We start from the raw sequence: 16,483 nt of genomic DNA on the forward strand, positions 1-16,483 counted from the left end.
GAATGCTATGAGCAATGAACGTATACCATGGGATCAATATTTTATGGCCCAGGCGGTTTTATTATCTTTAAGAAGCACCTGCACACGTTTAGAAGTAGGAGCAACGCTAGTCAAAGAAAAAAGAATCATCGCAGGAGGCTATAACGGTGCTGTCAGCGGCGATGTCCACTGTACAGATGAAGGATGCTATGTCGTGGACGGCCACTGTCTGCGGACGATCCACGCAGAAATGAATGCATTGCTGCAATGTTCCAAACTTGGTATAGCGACAGAAGGAGCAGAGATCTATGTCACTCATTTTCCTTGTTTGGCTTGTACCAAAGCACTCCTTCAATCAGGAATCAAAAAAATCAATTATCTGCATGATTATCGAAACGATACGTATGCATTGGCACTCATCGAACAGTTAGGTGCCTCTGTCCATAAAGTAACGCTGGATTCTCAAAACTTTTCGAAACTTCAAAAAGAACTGACAGGCGAACATGTATGAGCTGTTTGAACGGACACGGAATCGGTTGATTTTTCCTGCCGCTGCTGCTGGTTTGTCCAGCTTGTTTTATTACGCGGAACACTGGCAGCCGCGAGCAGTATTTTTTGGTCTCTTTCTTTGGCTGTGTCTAAGGAGCAGCGGCGCAACGGCTTTACTCTGTATTTGCTGCAGTCTCCTTGTTTTCTTTTCTTGCTGGATCAAAGAAGTTCCTATGATCGACACAGAAGCTGCCCAAGCTGAATTCCAAGTTTACGCTGATACGATCAAAGTGAATGGGGACTTGATCACCTTTGATGCGCGTTTACTGGAACAAAATAACCAGAAAATCCGCGGAAGCTACCAAGTCTCCTCGGAAGAAGAGCGGGCAGCATTTCTCAGCTGGCGAAAAGAAACACTTTTTGTCCGTGCTTCGGGGGAATTCTATTTAGCAGAGCCGCTGAGAAACAGCTATGGATTTGATCAGGAAAAGCATTATCGAAATCAGCGGATCGCGGCGCAATTTCGGATCGCAGAGCTGAAAGACGTTCGATTTCAGAATTCTCTTTTTTCTTTTTTTCATCGTTTTCGCGGGAGACAAATCACAAGAATCCAAGAAAACTTTCCTCATAAAACAGCGGTTTATCTTAATGCGCTGCTTTTCGGCTATCGAGACCATACCTTTGAAGATTCCCAGCAAGTTTTCAGAGATACGGGTTTGCTGCATCTTTTTAGTCTTTCCGGGATGCATGTGCAGATTTATTTAGGCTGGATCTATTACTTGTTTCGCCGATCAGGTTGGGCGATTTCGCAAAGTGTCTTTCCTCTTTGTTTGCTAGCCTATAGCTATACTTTGCTTGCAGGGAGCGGTATTTCTGTTTTGCGGGCAGGTATTTTGTTTTCGCTGCGGCTTTTGATCAAAGCGGCAGGGCTGCATTTCTCCGAATTAGACCTTTTTGCTGTGACTTTGTGGATTTGTCTCATCATCGAGCCGCTCGTCTTGCTTCAAGTCGGCGGTCAACTTAGTTTTGCTATCACTTTTCTTCTAACATTCCTTTCTTCAAAACCTGACTTTTTGTCTAAACTCCACCACGCATTTCTCTTGAACATAGCAACCATGCCCTTGATTACGTGGCACTTTTTTGAATGGCCGCTGATCGGCAGTTTTCTGACACTGTTGTTTGTTCCGGTTTTTGCTTACTTGCTTTTACCGCTTCTTTTTGTTCTCTTTTTCTTCCAAGAATGGCTGCCAGCAGCTATTGTTTCAACGGTTGAAAAAGGCTTAGGTTATTTTGAAGCATTTTTACGACTTTTCCGTTTTTCTGTACAAGTAGTTGGACGTTTTCCCATTTGGATCTGTGCTGCCGCAATCATCAGTCTGCTGCTGATTACACATATTTATCAGAAAAAACCTTTCAAAGCGGGCTTTTTTTCTTTGGGTATACCGCTCTTTTTTTTCGCCAGCCGACACTTTCAAATGGAAGCATCGATCACTTTTATTGATGTTGGACAAGGCGACAGTATTTTTCTGAAAGCACCTGGCGGCCGAGAGACGATATTGATTGATACAGGAGGGAGGATCGATTTTTCTCCGCAAGATTGGCGCAGACGGCATACAGTTCCTCCTTCTGATCGTAATGTCGTTCCTTTTTTGAAAGGGCAGGGAATCAGCAAGATCGACAAATTGATTTTGACGCATGATGATACAGATCATACAGGTGAGCTGTCTAATTTAGCGAAACATTTCCAGATTGAAACGATTTATATTGGCTGGGGGGCGGCAGCTTCTGAATCCGTGCGTGAAATGCTTCATTTTTTGGCTTTGCAAGGGACGACAATCAAAGAATTGAGGCAAGGTGATCGGTTAACGGGGTATTTTGATTTGCATATTTTATATCCAGAGAAAAAGGCACAAGGAAAAAACGAAGACTCTATTGCTATCTGGCTGCAACAAGCACAAACTTCTTTTCTGCTGCTAGGCGATTTATATAAAGAATCTGAACTTGCGATTTTAAAAAGTTACCCTGGATTATCCGCTGATGTAGTGAAATTGGGACATCATGGCAGCAGGACCTCCAGTCATCCGATTTTTATTGAGGCATTAGAGGCAGCGGAAGGAATCGTTTCCAGCGGTCGAAACAATTCTTTTGGTCATCCCCATCAAGAAGTATTAGACGTTTTGGAAGAAAACCAAGTAGAAGTGCTGCGCACAGATGAATCGGGTATGATTCGTTATCGTTGGCATCCGCTGTTTTTCTCTCAAGGAAAACGTGAAGAAATGATAGACTAGCTTTTCTTCTCATGTTAGGATAAATGGGAAAGCGGTGAGGAAAAGTGAGTATACAAGCAGAACTTCAAAAAATACGTAAAGACAACTTGCAGCCTTGTTACCTTGTCTTAGGCACAGAGAAATTCTTGCAAAACCAAGTAAGAGATGAGATCTTGAAAAAAATCAAAATCGACAATGCAGATGATTTGAACTTTTTAAGCTTTGATATGGAGATGACTAGTTTAGAGGAAGTCGTTGCAGAAGCTGAAACATTGCCGTTTTTTGGTGATCAGCGATTGGTTTTTGTTGAAAATCCCTATTTTTTAACAGCAGAGAAAGTCAATAACGGGATAGAACAGAATACGGATCTTTTTGTGCAATATTTGAATAATCCTTTAGAGTCAACGATATTGGTCGTCTTTGCGCCTTATGAAAAACTGGATGAACGTAAGAAAGTTACGAAGCAGTTGAAAAAAGCAGCTGTATTGATCGATGTCAAACAATTGAGTGAGAATGAAGTGAGACAATATCTGATCCATACGTTAGAAAATTCCCCAGTTGAAATGGATAAACGAGCGATTGATCTCTTTTTGCGTTTAACAGACTTAGATTTGTCGAAAATGATGGGAGAGATTCAAAAATTACTGCTTTTTGGGAAAACAACAGGGAAAATAACTGTTCATGATGTCGAATCTCTTGTACCGAAAACGCTGGAACACAATATTTTCGATATGACGGAATATGTTCTCTCAGGCAAAACAGAGCCGGCTTTGCGTCTCTATGAAGATTTGATTCTTCAAGGAGAAGAGACCATCAAAATCAATGCTATTTTATTGGCTCAGCTGCGTTTGCTTTTGCAGACAAAGTTCTTGATGAAAATTGGTTATCAGCAGGCAAATATTGCTGATACCTTAAAAGTGCATCCTTATCGGGTGAAGCTGGCAATGCAGCAAGTGAAGAAGTTTCGTGAGGAATTACTGATCTATCTTTTTGATCAGTTGGTAGAAAATGATTATCAAATCAAATCAGGACAAATGGATAAAGAATTGCTGTTTCAATTATTTGTGTTGAAAGCAGGAGAGTTGATCCATTCGTAAAACAAAAAAAATCGGCATTAGCCGATTTTTTTATTTAGCAATTTTTTTGCTTAAACGAGATTTATCGCGATTTGCTTTGTTTTTGTGGATAAGACCTTTTGTTTCAGCCATATCTACAGCTTTAACAGCTTCTTGATATAATGCATCTACGTTGTCAGCACCTGAAGCTACAGCATCTTCAAATTTTTTGATAGCAGTACGCATAGCACTTGTTTGAGATGAATTTTTAATATTAGCGTTTTCGCTTGTACGAGCACGTTTGATTGCAGATTCAATGTTTGGCATTTGTTTCACCTCCGATAATTTAGGTTCTTATGCGTGTTACCGCATAATTCAACATTCATTATTATACCTAAACAACGCACGCTTTGCAATAACATTGACAAGTTTTTTTCCTTAACAGGAAGAAAAGAATTCGCACAGTTTCAAAAAATCTGGGAAACTGCGGAAAGAAGAAAAGCAGAGCTGCCGCTATGACTGCCCTGCTTTTTCGTAACCGAATAGGTATATGAAGTTGTAAAAAACAAAATTTGAATGGGATTGTTTAGTACTTCATCATTATATAACAAATAGAACCGTTTGCAAAGGTTTTTTGTAAAGGGATTCTATAAAATGTCAGCGTTTTTGCCGAAAACGGTTAGCTTCGGGAAAAAATAAAGAGTATCTATTTGTTTTCCGAAAATATACGTATTATTTCTGATAGTTTCTGAAAATAAAGCTTACAGCTGAAAATCATTCGGTTTTTAGAAAAGAGGGCAGACATATTAGGTAAAATAAGTTTTATAACATGAGTTATGTCTAGTGGCTAATCAGGTGTACCGACGATTTTGATATATTCGTCGATATTTTTGATGATCATTTTTTTGATAACCAATTGATTTCGGCGATTCCATTTGCCGCTGACTTCCAAAATATATTTATTTAAAGGGAGTCTCAAGATATATTTTGCTAAATAACGATCTTTTAATAACCCATTGATGACTTTATCTTCTGTTTGCAGATTGATTCCTGTCAGCATCATGGGCTGCTCCTGCAGTACATAAGTATCGATTAAAAGGCCTTCGAAAGTTTCCATAGTTTTCTTTCCTTTCTGCTAGAGGTTCTTTATTCAACATCCCTGCTGGCAAATCAATGAGGAGAAAGTTCCCATTGTCTGCGAGATAAATAGCTTAGGGCTGTTTGCCGAACCATATTCTGAAGAGTTCATGAAAGTACAGATTTCTTTACTCTACCGGTAAGTATATCAAAAAAAATTGTTAATCCAAAGTAAAACAAAAAAAGACAGCAAGATTGCTGTCCGAAGCTGCGATCAAAAATTGAATTGAAAAACATCTTGGATCAAGTTAGGGAACAATAGGTAAGATAGTCCAATGATCAAGAGAACCGCAAGAACAAACCATCCGATACTGCCTAAAAAGAACTTGAATTTTTCCATGTCGAATTCACCTCATCTATAGTATACCATGTATTATAGCAATTGTTTTATTAAGTTTTTATCAAAAGACCTCGACTTAAAAAAGAAAAAATAAAAGAATGCAAAAAACAGTCGCAGGCTTTATTTACCAAAGGAAAACAATTGAAGAATACAATAAGTGATTCCTGAAGCAATCACGGGACCAGCTGCGATTCCTTTTAAGAAAACCACACCTAAGATCGTTCCAAATACTAAAGCTACAGTGATTTGCGGATCTGTTGCAATCAAACCAACACCTTTTGATGAAAGTACTGCTACAAGTCCTCCGCAGAAGACGGCTACCCAGCCAATCGGAGACTTGAATGCTTCTGCTAAATCCTTCAGCCCGATATCGCCTGTTGCAATAGGAATCAAAATCGTGACCGTGATGATCGTTACACCGATATTAATTCCTTTTGCGTGAATCCAGGGGAAAACCGTTTTAGCAAACGGAAAGAGCTTCAAAACCAAAACGAACAAAGTAGCTATCAGCAAGCTTTGGTTTTTTGCAGCAAAAGCAATAAGTAAAATCAAACCTAAAAATATCCAGCTTTCCATTTCATGGACACCTCCTTTTCATACTCATTCATCATAACATGAGGAGAGGAGGCATAGAAGAAAAATCCAAAAAGCCGAGAGATCAAGCATCGATATCGATTGTTTGTTTCGTTTCTTTTGCAGCACGAGGATTTGGCACTGCATCAATGCCGCGCAATAAGCGCAACCCATTCAATATAACAAGGATCGTACTGCCTTCGTGACCAACGACGCCAATCGGCAAGTTCAATATTTGGATAAAATTCGAAAGAACCAGCAGACAGATTACTGATACTGAAAAAATAATGTTTTGTTTGATGATTTTTCGTAATTTAAGCGACAATTTGTGACTGTAGACGAGTTTAGAAAGATCATTTTTTACTAAGACCAGATCCGCTACGTCCATCGCGATATCGGTTCCTTTGCCCATAGCGATGCCGATGGAAGCCGCTGCAAGTGCCGGCGCATCATTGACGCCATCTCCAACCATGGCATTGACAGAAACTTCTGCTCGTTTTTCTTTGATCAATTCTGTTTTTTCTTCAGGAGTGCAGCCAGCATGATAATTTGTAATGCCGATTTGCTGTGCGATTGCTTTTGCAGTACCTGGATGGTCGCCGGTAATCATACTTGTTTGGACGCCATGTTCTTCAAAATAAGCAATGACTTCCTGTGCATTTTCTTTTGGCACATCCAACAAACCAAGAATAGCAGTCAGCTGGTCATCTCTTGATAAGTAGATCACCGTTTTTCCTTGTTCTTCCAAAAGTGCGATTTTTTCTTTGACTTCAGGCGCAACATCCATCGTTTCTGGATCATACGCATGTTTTCCAACTTTCCAAGTCGATTGCTGATAAGTCGTCAGCAATCCTGAACCTGTAACTTCTTGGATATCTAAGTCATGAAGAGGGGCCGGCAAAGAAAGATCAAAGGCTTGGACGATTGCTTGCGCTAATGGATGAGTCGTTTTGCTTTCCATCGCGACCAGCATCAAACGGGCGAGTTCTTCATCTTGTAAAAACATCGTATCAGTAACGATCGGTTTTCCTTTCGTCAATGTCCCAGTTTTATCAAAGGCCACCGCTTTTAATTCAGCCAGCTGTTCAAGGTGGATTCCTCCTTTGATCAAGATACCGTTTTTCGCAGCGTTAGAGAGAGCTGCCAAAGTAGCCGGTGTTGCAGAAGCTACCAATGCACAAGGGGAGGCAACAACTAGCAGGACCATTCCTCGATAAAAACTTTCTTGCAGACTCCAAGAAAAGATAAAATAGCAGACAAGCATCATCAACGGCACAGCAACTAATACACATTTGACATACGTATTTTCGATTCTTTCAATAAAAGAAGCGGTTTTTGTCGGTATATTTTGAGCTTCTTCAATCAATTGGATAATCTTTGAAAAAATCGTCTCATCGTTGTTTTTTGAAACTTCCAAGTCAAAAGGATCACCAACATTCAGAGTACCACCGAAAACTTCTTCGCCAAAAATCTTTTCAACGGGAATCGACTCGCCGCTGATAGCTGATTCATCTATTGCTGCTCGCGCATTTTGCAAAAAACCATCGATAGGCAAGCTTTGTCCTTTTGCGACAAAAATCCGGTCACCAATGGCTAAATCTTCAACAGGAATTGTTTCTTTTTCACCATTTGGCAAGTAGCGTTGGGCTGTTTTGGGTTGTAATTTCATCAATGAAGTTAGTTCTTTGCGACTTTTGTTCATCGTATACGTTTCTAATGCACCGCTTAGACAAAAAATAAATGTCAAGATCGCCCCTTCGCGGTAATCGCCGATCAAACAGGCACCAATTGCTGCTAAAGCCATCAAAAGATCGACATTGAATGTTCGATGAGTAAATAGTTCGATCAATCCTTCTTTGGTTTGGGCATAGCCGCCGAACAAAATAGCTAGAAGATAAAAAATCGGATAGACCGAGGAAGAAGCTTGTTCAAAAATAATTCCTAATACAATAAAAACGAAACAAAGAATCGGTGGTAAAAGTATCATGCTTTTTAACCGTTCCATCATAAATCCCTCCTTTTCAAATTCACTATAGCACATCGAATTTTGAAAAGATAACGAAATCCGCTAGTTGAAAACGATAATAGTTATCAATGAAAAAAAGGAAGATGAAACAAAAAAACTGGAAAAAGTCCTTTAAGACTATTTTTTCCAGTTCCTTTTTATTAAGAAAAAATTACATTGCAATAAACCAATAACCAATCAAAATCACACCTAAAACGATTCGATACCAGCCGAAGACAGTAAAGTCATTTCGTTTCAAGTAATTCATCAAGAATTTGATGGCAAAGATCGAAACAATAAAGGAGACAACCGTTCCGACAAGTAAAATCATCGTTTCTTCAAATCTGAAAGAATTTCCTTCAGCTAAAAATTTGACGATCTTCATCCCGCTGGCACCGAACATCACTGGGATCCCTAAGAAAAAGGAAAACTCAGTAGCGACGAAACGAGAAGCACCAATCAAGATTGCACCCAAAATCGTTGCACCAGAACGAGATGTCCCAGGAATTAAAGCAAGAACTTGGAATAACCCGACGATCAATGCTGCTTGATAGGTGAAGTCATTCAATGAAGTCCATCTTGGCTTACGATCTTTGTTGTATTTTTCAACAACAATAAAGGCAATACCATAAACGATCAGCATAATTGCGACAGGTAAAAATTTATGGAAGTTTGCTTCCAACCAGTCGTCAAGAGGCAAACCAAGAATAACAGCCGGCAAACAAGCAACAACAACTTTGAACCATAACGTCCAAGTGTCGCTTTTCTCGATTTTTGATTTTGTTGGCGAAAATGGATTCAATTTATGGAAATATAAGACGACCACTGCCAAAATGGCTCCTAATTGGATCACGACATTGAACATGGACATGAACTGTGAACTTACATCTAATTTAATGAATTCGTCCGCTAAGATCAAATGTCCCGTACTGCTGATAGGCAGCCATTCCGTGATTCCTTCAATAATCCCTAAAAGTACTGCTTTGATAATATTAGCAAAAAACATAATTCCCTTCCTTCCCAAATGAGATACAAGTTTTAGTATAACGTTATTTTATGAGAAAACCAAACAGTTTTATAAAGTTAAGAAAAAATTGAGAATTTGTTTTTCTCGTGTTTGTAAAAAAACAGAGAGAATAAAAAGCAGGCTTGGATTTCAAATCCAAGCCTGCCAAAATCAAAAGAAAAGAGGGAAGAGCAGAATCTTATAAATAAGATTCTTTGGTACGCTGTTTTCCTTTTTCGATATAACTCATATCATTGATCTCATTGATCGTAAAATGTCCGTTTTCGTAAGTCAATTTTGTGACACCGCCATTTTGCAAGCCAGCTCGTACGGGTTGCTTTTCATCGATCAGATTCAGCAGAAAGGCGATCGTCAAACCATGAGAGACCACGAGGACGTTGCCGCCGCCTTGTTTTTCACAATGATGGGCGATATCTTCGAAGCCGTTCCAGACACGCTCTCTTAGTGCATCATAGGTTTCAGCCCAGCCAGCTGTATCCAAATCATAAACAGCGTTTGCGATATCCTTGAAAGTCACGTTTGTAATGATCATTTCGTCATAAGTATGAAAATTCAATACACGAGGGATCACGCCCCACATCTCGGTGTCATAACCGCCTTCCAGAGAACCAAAACACCATTCGCGAATCCGCTGATCGATAGAATAAGGGATTTCACGTCCATTTTTGTGTTCACTCAAGATGATTCGAGCAGTCTCGATTGCTCGACCGCTGTCACTGGAATAAGCGAGAGAAAAGTCAACATCTTTTAACCCTTGTCCAGCGTAATGGATACCTTCGCGGCCTTGTTTTGTCAAGGGTGTATCACACCATCCTTGAACGCGTTCGATCGTATTGAACATCGTTTTTCCGTGTCTGACGATATAAAGTGTTGTTGCTGTCATATTCATTCCTCCTTACTGATTCTGTTGGTGCATTAATGATTAAAAAAAGGATTCGTCCTTTTTTCATGCTCGATCGTGGTTGATTCTCCATGACCAGGATAAACGGCAAATTCATTTGGCAAAGTAAACAGCTGAGTGGTGATACTTTCTAAAAGCTGTTCTAAATTACCAGTCGGAAGATCCGTTCGCCCAATACTGCCTCTAAACAAAGCGTCGCCGCTGATCACAAAGTCATCAAAAACGAAGCTTACGCTGCCAATCGAATGTCCCGGAGTGGGAACGACGGTGAAGCGCATATTTCCTAAAAGGTATTCTTTTTCTTCAAACTCATATTCTGCTGGGGAAACAAGAATATCAGGCATGTCTGCATGTCTCATCAAACCAGAAAGATTCATTACGGGATCGCTTAACCATGCTTGTTCTTTAGGGCTGACATAAACAGGGATCTGATAGTGTTTCCGTAATGCTTCAACCGCTCCAATATGGTCATAATGCGTGTGTGTCAATAATATAGCTGTCGGTTGCTGTTTTGTACGTGTAATCTCTTGGATAAGAAATTCTTCATCTGCTCCAGGGTCAACGATCAATAATGCTTCATCGTTATAGACTAAATAGCAATTTTCTTCAATTGCACCAGTTTTAAGTTGTTCAATCTGCATGGGTAACGTCCTCCAATAGTTCTTTCTTCCAGTATACTCTAACTTTACAAGGTTTATAAACAAAATCAACTTATTTGAATGTTCAGAATATATGAAAAGTATTTAGAGATTTTAAACAGAAGAATAGGAGATTCTCATGACGCTTTAATTGCTGCCTGTTAAATTGTACCTATCCAAAAATCCAATTTCTAAATCCTGTTGATATAGTAGTCGTAAGAAGGTTGTTTTAAACAACTGACTCCTGCGTCCTACCCTATTCCAGAAGGCTGTGATAAAAACGATTGTTTTTATCCAGCCTCCTTTTTTGTTCCGTTGATTTCAGGTTTTGCGGAATTTCGATTTTTCAGGTACTCTTAGAAGACAAAGGGGATATGCGTAGTGAAACAAACAAAAATCTCAGTCCGAAATCTGGTGGAATTTATTTTACGCCGCGGCAGTATCGATAACCGCAAAAAAAGCAGCCACACTGCGTTAGAAGGCGCAAAAATCCATCGCAGACTTCAAAAAGAAGCCGGAGAAGAGTATCAAAAAGAAGTCTATCTGAAAACGGAAGTAGACTTAGAAGAATTGACACTGATCGTTGAAGGCAGAGCAGACGGTGTTTTCCAAAAAGAAGAGATGTATTATATCGACGAGATCAAAACTTCCGAGATTCGTTTTGAAGATTTAGATGAAAGCCAAGTAGAACTGTTTTTCCATCAAGCACGTGTTTACGGCTATTTGTATAGTTTGGCAAATGATTTGTCAGAAATCACCCTCCAACTCACTTATTTTCAGACAACAGAAGAGCTGATTACGCGTAAAACAGAATATCAAACAAGACAACAGCTCGATGCGTTTTTCCAAGACTTAGTCGCTGCGTATAAAGAATGGGTCATTTTTAAAGAAAATTGGCGAACAGTTCGGAATGCTTCATTGATGGCATTGAAATTTCCTCATGACCAATACCGCAAAGGACAAAGAGAATTGGCAGTTGCGGCATATAAAACGATCCGAACCAAACAGAAGTTGTTCATCGAAGCACCAACTGGTATCGGCAAAACGGTATCAACGCTTTTTCCAGCGCTGAAAGCAGTCGGCGAGGAAGAAGGGGAGCGGATTTTTTATTTGACTGCTAAAACGATTACTCGACAAGTAGCGCAAGATGCACTCACTGCTTTTGCTGAAGTAGGCGGTGAAACAAAAAGTGTGACATTGACTGCCAAAGATAAAATCTGTTTTTTGGATGAAACGACGTGCAATCCAGATCAATGCCAATATGCTAATGGTTATTATGATCGAATCAATGAAGGATTATGGGATCTTTTGAACCATGAAAACCATATAACAAGAGAAGTTATCGAAACATATGCCAAAAAACACACGTTATGTCCGTTTGAACTTTCCTTAGATGTTAGTTTGTGGTGTGACGTGATCATTGGTGACTATAATTATCTGTTTGATCCAACAGTCTATTTGCGCCGTTTTTTTGAAGGAGAAAAAAATGAAGATCACTTATTCCTGATCGATGAAGCGCATAACCTTGTTAGTCGCTCAAGAGCTATGTATTCTGCAGAACTTTCCTATGAAAAAACAAAGCAGATCAAGAAGCTGATCCCGACAGAGTTCAAAAAACTCCGCCGCGGTATCAATAAACTAATCAAAGAATTCAAAAAAATAGAAGACATTGCTATCGGAGACAACTGGGAATACCATCATCAAAAAGCACCAGCAGAATCATTGACGAAAGCAGGCTTCTTGCTAAGTGAAAAAATCCAAGAATGGCTGGCAGAATTTCCCGAACATCCGCTCCAAGAACAAATGCTTCCTTATTACTTTGAATTGAGCCATTTTCTTAAAATCAGTGAATTTTACGATGATCATTATGAAACGACCATCGAAAGAACGTATCGAGACATGATTGTTAAAGCGTTCTGTATCGATCCAAGTCTGTTTTTAGAAAATTCTTTGGATAAAGGCCGAAGCAGCTTATTGTTTTCTGCGAGCTTCTCTCCATTATCTTATTATCAAGATGTATTAGGCGGAAAAGAAAGTTTAGCTTATCGCTTACCTAGTCCATTTCCAGTTGAAAATCAAAAAATATTGATCACCTCTTATTTGGAAACGACCTATAAAAAACGCGAACAAAGTCTGCCTAAACTAGTAGAGACAATTCATCAATTTGTCCAAAGCAAAGTCGGTAATTATTTTGTATTTTTCCCTTCGTATCATTATTTGGATTTAGCAGCGGAGCAGTTTAAAGAAAATCATCCTGAAATTGAAGTTGTTATCCAAGACAGTGTAATGAATGAAGAGGAACGAGAAGCATTTCTTGAAAGATTTCAGGAAAATCCTGAGAAAACATTGGTTGGGTTTTGTGTATTAGGCGGGATTTTTTCAGAAGGAATCGATTTGAAAGGGTCGCGTTTAATTGGCAGTATGATCGTAGGCGTCGGTTTGCCGCAAATCAATCATGAACAAGAACTGATCAAGGAATATTATGATGAAAAAGAAAATCTAGGTTTTGCGTATGCGTATCAGCTCCCTGGAATGAATAAAGTGCTGCAAGCAGCTGGCCGAGTGATTCGAGATGAGTCGGACAGAGGGGTAGTTGTTTTAGCAGATCGGCGTTTCCAATCGCCGCAATATCAACATCTGTTTCCTGAACATTGGCGTACGGCAGAAAATGTAACTTCAGTCCAGCAACTGACAAAAAAACTGGAAACATTTTGGTCAGATATGCCTTAACAAGGCGGTTTTTGCTAAAATTCTTCTCATTTGTTGCAGAAGTGTTTTATTTTTGCAAATAACCTGTTATTCTTACATTGAATTTACAGAAAAGGGAGAGGTGCTTGTGAGTAGGGTCATGACAGCTTATCAAAAAAATGAAGTTCTTAAAAAAATTGCGGTTATTTTCCTTACCGGGATCACGGCTGCTGTTGCATTGAATTATTTTCTGATTCCAGCTAATGTGTTTTCGGCCGGGATGAACGGAGTCGCCCAAATCATTTCCTCACTGATTTACGAATGGTTCCACTTTAAGACGGATACCGGGGTCTTTATCTTTATTTTGAATATTCCTGTTTTTATTCTTGGTTTTGTTAAATTAGGTAAAAGGTCAACGATCCTAAGCTTTATCAATGTCTTAGTTGTATCTGTGATGACAACGGTGATTCCTACTGGACAAGTGACAGATAATATCTTGATGAATGCTTTAGTAGGGGGCGTGCTGTTGGGTGTCGGTGTTGCTTTTTCCTTGAAAATGGGTTTCACTACCGGCGGGATGGATATTATTTCATTGGTTCTTTCACAAACGACAGGAAAGACAGTAGGAAATTATATGTTTATGCTGAATGGATTGATCGTCGTGGTCGCAGGTATTCTATTCAATTGGGAAAGTGCCCTGTACACCATCATCTCGATCTATGCCATGACCCAAGTTGTTGATACGATCCACACAAGCCATCAAAAAGTGACAGCAATGATCGTGACTGTCAAACCAGATGAGATCGCTTATGCATTATCAGAAAAACTTGTTCGTGGAATGACACTGCTTCCTTCTATCGGCGGCTATTCAAAACAAGAAGGCAAAATGATCATGATGGTCATCACTCGTTATGAATTATATGATTTAGAACAAGTGGTTCGTGAAATCGATGAGAATGCGTTCGTCAATATCACACCTACGCAATCTGTCTTCGGCCGTTTTGCTAATGAACAAGAGCAAAATATGTTCCGATCCACCGGTGTTTTTCCAGAAATAAAAACAACCAGTGTCAAGAAAATGAAAAATACAAGTAAAAAAGAGAGCGGCAAGAAGTAAGCATCAAACAGCTGCAAAATTCGTTATTTTACCAGAAAGTGCAAAGATCCTGACCAATGGATTTCTGCACTTTTTTTGCAGCTGGGAAAGGCGTATTCCCTTCAAGAACCATTTACAAATTCTCTGAAAAAGAGTATGATGAAAAAAAATATGAAGGAGTGGCATGTATGAGCGAAGCAAACCAAGCCTCTGCCCAAGAAATCGAAGGAATCAAAGAACAGATCCTTGCAGCATTAGAAACAGTAATCGACCCTGAATTAGGCATCGACATCGTCAATTTAGGTTTAATATATGATGTAGAATTCAATCCAGAAAACGGAGACACAGTCATCAAAATGACCCTAACAACTATGGGCTGCCCGTTAGCAGATATCCTAACCGATTCTATCCATGATGCACTAAAAGAAGTACCAGAAGTGAACGGAATAGAAGTCAAATTAGTTTGGTATCCAGCATGGACGACCGATAAAATGAGCCGTTATGCACGGATTGCGTTGGGTATTCGATAAGGATTTTCGTTGATTTAACAGCGTTTCTCACTCATTTAGTATGTAGTCTAAGCCGATTTTTCGGACTTCGGATACCAGATAAAATGTGGGTATTTTCGATACGGATAACATATCCAATGAGGAAATAAATTCTGAACTCTTTTATTAACTTTTAAAAAAGTTGATAAGGGAGTTTTTTATTGTGCAAAATTTTAAGTTAGATGAACTACTAGAAGAAATGTTATTCAATGAAAAAGCCAGAGGAATCTCACAAAAAACGATAAAGAAGCATCAGAAGTTTTTGAAACTATTCTTTGAATTTCTGAAAAAAGAGCAGATATATTTTCTTGAAGACGTGACACCAAAAAGCATTCGGCAATTCATGTTGATGAAATTAGAAGAGGGATGTGCTGAAACGTATGTGAATAGCCATCTAAGAAGCATCAGAGCGTATTTTAAGTATTGCGTAGATGAAGATTATATCCGATATGATAGAAACCCCTGTATGCGTGTTAAATGGGTAAAAGAGCGTAAGGTAATTATTCAGACATTTAATGATATGGAAATCAAAAAAATGCTGAAATTAGCAAAGAAGTTAACCTATTTTAAACCTCAGAAAATGGATAAGCAACACACTGGTTATCAAACAAAATTCACGAATCAAAGAGATTATTTGCTCTTACTAATTCTTGTAGATACAGGACTAAGGATTAATGAGGTTATGAACTTAAAAGATGTTCACATTACTAATAAAGAGTTATTTGTTGATAATGGGAAAGGCAAAAAAGATAGGATTGTCCATTGCTCACCGTTGATTTACAAAGAATATATAAAATATAAGCGAGTAGCAAATTCCTTTTTTGAATATAACGAAATAGAGAATGTAGACAACTATGTATTTTTGACGAGAGAAGGCAAACAATACAACTATATCTTAGCTGAACGTGCCATATTAAAAATTGGGAGTCAATGTCAGATTAGGAAGTCTATCCGGGTAAGCCCACACAGCTTTAGACATTATTTTGCTCAAAAGCTGGTTCGTAATGGAACAGATATTTATAGAATTCAGAAGCTATTGGGACATGCGTCAATAAAGACAACTGAAGTATATCTGAGAAGTTTGAATATTGAAGATGAAATTAGTAAAGCTGTGGATTTTTCACCGCTGCAGACAATTTAGACGAACTATTTAGTTTGCTGAGTAATATTTTATAAGATAGTTAGACAAAATAATTATCATTTCACATTCTGAAAATGATATTATGTAAGCAATAAATAATGGAGGAAGAAAAAAATGAAAATTATAACTAATAAAAATTGTAACAATTCACCAAAAAATAAATTTATTGAAACTTATTCAATTAACTTACTATTAAAGAACTTATCAGAATTGAAAGCAGATTCTACAAAACACATCTCTATAATTTTGCCTGATGGGATGGAAATCAATGATTTAGTGGATATAGAGAAATGGAGTATAGAAGCAGAGACTATAACTTCTGTTGCATCTGCTTCGCATGGAAAGCAAGCTTTCTTTTTGGCATTATTGACTAACAAAAATAGAGAGAATTATATTACGATTTATTACGAATTTAAAACACACAAGGCAAATAAAATGGAGAAAATAATATTATTTGAAGGGCATATGTTGAATAGGCTACCGTAATATTTAATTATATACCACTCTGAAAGCCAAAAATGGTATTTCCTACGTTCTACAAATTTGCAACCTCCAGAACATGATGCTATAAAGGACCCTAGCAGGGATACTTTTGTAAT

16 protein-coding genes are annotated in these 16,483 nt (G+C 38.6%); 8 read left to right on the plus strand and 8 right to left on the minus strand.

Annotated elements, in window-relative coordinates:
- Positions 1 to 7 precede the first annotated feature (7 nt).
- Genes IGI64_RS05470 through holA form a run of 3 tightly spaced genes read left to right on the plus strand, consistent with a single transcriptional unit; the run spans position 8 to position 3,832 of the window.
- The gene (locus IGI64_RS05470; protein ID WP_016625296.1) at positions 8 to 490 is read left to right on the plus strand and encodes a ComE operon protein 2; all 483 of its coding nucleotides are present in this window, start codon (positions 8 to 10) and stop codon (positions 488 to 490) included.
- Positions 483 to 2,756 carry a DNA internalization-related competence protein ComEC/Rec2 gene (locus tag IGI64_RS05475; RefSeq protein ID WP_429939787.1) on the plus strand — a complete coding sequence of 758 codons (2,274 nt, stop codon included), beginning with the start codon at positions 483 to 485 and terminating at the stop codon, positions 2,754 to 2,756. Before IGI64_RS05470 ends, IGI64_RS05475 begins: the two co-directional genes overlap by 8 nt.
- 44 nt (positions 2,757 to 2,800) lie before the next feature.
- Positions 2,801 to 3,832, plus strand: coding sequence for a DNA polymerase III subunit delta (gene holA, locus IGI64_RS05480; RefSeq protein WP_429939788.1), 1,032 nt, complete (start codon positions 2,801 to 2,803; stop codon positions 3,830 to 3,832).
- Positions 3,833 to 3,862: 30 nt separating this feature from the next.
- On the opposite strand, the gene rpsT is transcribed toward holA, so the two are convergent.
- From rpsT to IGI64_RS05520, 8 genes are all read right to left on the minus strand, one after another.
- Positions 3,863 to 4,117, minus strand: coding sequence for a 30S ribosomal protein S20 (gene rpsT / locus IGI64_RS05485; protein ID WP_016625292.1), 255 nt, complete (start codon positions 4,115 to 4,117; stop codon positions 3,863 to 3,865).
- 520 nt (positions 4,118 to 4,637) lie between these two features.
- Positions 4,638 to 4,907, minus strand: coding sequence for a hypothetical protein (locus tag IGI64_RS05490; protein ID WP_016625290.1), 270 nt, complete (start codon positions 4,905 to 4,907; stop codon positions 4,638 to 4,640).
- 234 nt (positions 4,908 to 5,141) lie between these two features.
- A complete protein-coding gene (locus tag IGI64_RS05495; protein ID WP_016625289.1) occupies positions 5,142 to 5,267 on the minus strand; it encodes a hypothetical protein in 126 nt (41 codons plus the stop codon).
- A 120-nt stretch (positions 5,268 to 5,387) separates the two neighbouring features.
- The gene (locus IGI64_RS05500; protein ID WP_016625288.1) at positions 5,388 to 5,843 is read right to left on the minus strand and encodes a DUF441 domain-containing protein; all 456 of its coding nucleotides are present in this window, start codon (positions 5,841 to 5,843) and stop codon (positions 5,388 to 5,390) included.
- 82 nt (positions 5,844 to 5,925) lie between these two features.
- Positions 5,926 to 7,845 (minus strand): heavy metal translocating P-type ATPase, encoded by a 1,920-nt coding sequence (locus IGI64_RS05505; protein WP_429939789.1) that lies wholly within the window; start codon positions 7,843 to 7,845, stop codon positions 5,926 to 5,928.
- A 172-nt stretch (positions 7,846 to 8,017) separates the two neighbouring features.
- Positions 8,018 to 8,851, minus strand: a complete 834-nt coding sequence (locus IGI64_RS05510; protein WP_016625286.1) for an undecaprenyl-diphosphate phosphatase — start codon at positions 8,849 to 8,851, stop codon at positions 8,018 to 8,020.
- 199 nt (positions 8,852 to 9,050) lie between these two features.
- Positions 9,051 to 9,755 carry a histidine phosphatase family protein gene (locus IGI64_RS05515; RefSeq protein ID WP_429939790.1) on the minus strand — a complete coding sequence of 235 codons (705 nt, stop codon included), beginning with the start codon at positions 9,753 to 9,755 and terminating at the stop codon, positions 9,051 to 9,053.
- Positions 9,756 to 9,787: 32 nt separating this feature from the next.
- Entirely contained in the window at positions 9,788 to 10,414 is a 627-nt protein-coding gene (locus IGI64_RS05520; RefSeq protein WP_016625284.1) for an MBL fold metallo-hydrolase, read from the minus strand.
- A 378-nt stretch (positions 10,415 to 10,792) separates the two neighbouring features.
- On the opposite strand from IGI64_RS05520, the gene IGI64_RS05525 reads away from it, so the two are divergent.
- The 5 genes from IGI64_RS05525 to IGI64_RS05545 all read left to right on the plus strand — a co-directional run bounded on the left by IGI64_RS05525 (position 10,793) and on the right by IGI64_RS05545 (position 16,370).
- The gene (locus IGI64_RS05525) at positions 10,793 to 13,141 is read left to right on the plus strand and encodes an ATP-dependent DNA helicase (protein ID WP_429939791.1); all 2,349 of its coding nucleotides are present in this window, start codon (positions 10,793 to 10,795) and stop codon (positions 13,139 to 13,141) included.
- 100 nt (positions 13,142 to 13,241) lie between these two features.
- Entirely contained in the window at positions 13,242 to 14,216 is a 975-nt protein-coding gene (locus IGI64_RS05530; protein ID WP_429939792.1) for a YitT family protein, read from the plus strand.
- A 167-nt stretch (positions 14,217 to 14,383) separates the two neighbouring features.
- Complete coding sequence (locus tag IGI64_RS05535; protein ID WP_034863004.1) at positions 14,384 to 14,725, plus strand: metal-sulfur cluster assembly factor; 342 nt, start codon at positions 14,384 to 14,386, stop codon at positions 14,723 to 14,725.
- A gap of 181 nt (positions 14,726 to 14,906) precedes the next feature.
- Entirely contained in the window at positions 14,907 to 15,884 is a 978-nt protein-coding gene (locus IGI64_RS05540) for a tyrosine-type recombinase/integrase (protein WP_429939793.1), read from the plus strand.
- A 114-nt stretch (positions 15,885 to 15,998) separates the two neighbouring features.
- Complete coding sequence (locus IGI64_RS05545; protein ID WP_429939794.1) at positions 15,999 to 16,370, plus strand: hypothetical protein; 372 nt, start codon at positions 15,999 to 16,001, stop codon at positions 16,368 to 16,370.
- Positions 16,371 to 16,483: the final 113 nt, after the last annotated feature.

Source organism: Enterococcus sp. DIV0210g (assembly GCF_050559705.1).
GTDB classification, from domain to species: Bacteria; Bacillota; Bacilli; order Lactobacillales; family Enterococcaceae; genus Enterococcus_B; species Enterococcus_B faecalis_A.

Coding starts and splice junctions, on each gene's coding strand:
- IGI64_RS05495 (WP_016625289.1), bottom strand. CDS start 5,267: ATGGAAAAATTCAAGTTCTTTTTAGGCAGTATCGGATGGTTTGTTCTT.
- IGI64_RS05505 (WP_429939789.1), bottom strand. CDS start 7,845: ATGGAACGGTTAAAAAGCATGATACTTTTACCACCGATTCTTTGTTTC.
- IGI64_RS05475 (WP_429939787.1), top strand. CDS start 483: ATGTATGAGCTGTTTGAACGGACACGGAATCGGTTGATTTTTCCTGCC.
- IGI64_RS05520 (WP_016625284.1), bottom strand. CDS start 10,414: ATGCAGATTGAACAACTTAAAACTGGTGCAATTGAAGAAAATTGCTAT.
- rpsT (WP_016625292.1), bottom strand. CDS start 4,117: ATGCCAAACATTGAATCTGCAATCAAACGTGCTCGTACAAGCGAAAAC.
- IGI64_RS05545 (WP_429939794.1), top strand. CDS start 15,999: ATGAAAATTATAACTAATAAAAATTGTAACAATTCACCAAAAAATAAA.
- IGI64_RS05510 (WP_016625286.1), bottom strand. CDS start 8,851: ATGTTTTTTGCTAATATTATCAAAGCAGTACTTTTAGGGATTATTGAA.
- IGI64_RS05490 (WP_016625290.1), bottom strand. CDS start 4,907: ATGGAAACTTTCGAAGGCCTTTTAATCGATACTTATGTACTGCAGGAG.
- IGI64_RS05535 (WP_034863004.1), top strand. CDS start 14,384: ATGAGCGAAGCAAACCAAGCCTCTGCCCAAGAAATCGAAGGAATCAAA.
- IGI64_RS05500 (WP_016625288.1), bottom strand. CDS start 5,843: ATGGAAAGCTGGATATTTTTAGGTTTGATTTTACTTATTGCTTTTGCT.
- IGI64_RS05515 (WP_429939790.1), bottom strand. CDS start 9,755: ATGACAGCAACAACACTTTATATCGTCAGACACGGAAAAACGATGTTC.
- IGI64_RS05470 (WP_016625296.1), top strand. CDS start 8: ATGAGCAATGAACGTATACCATGGGATCAATATTTTATGGCCCAGGCG.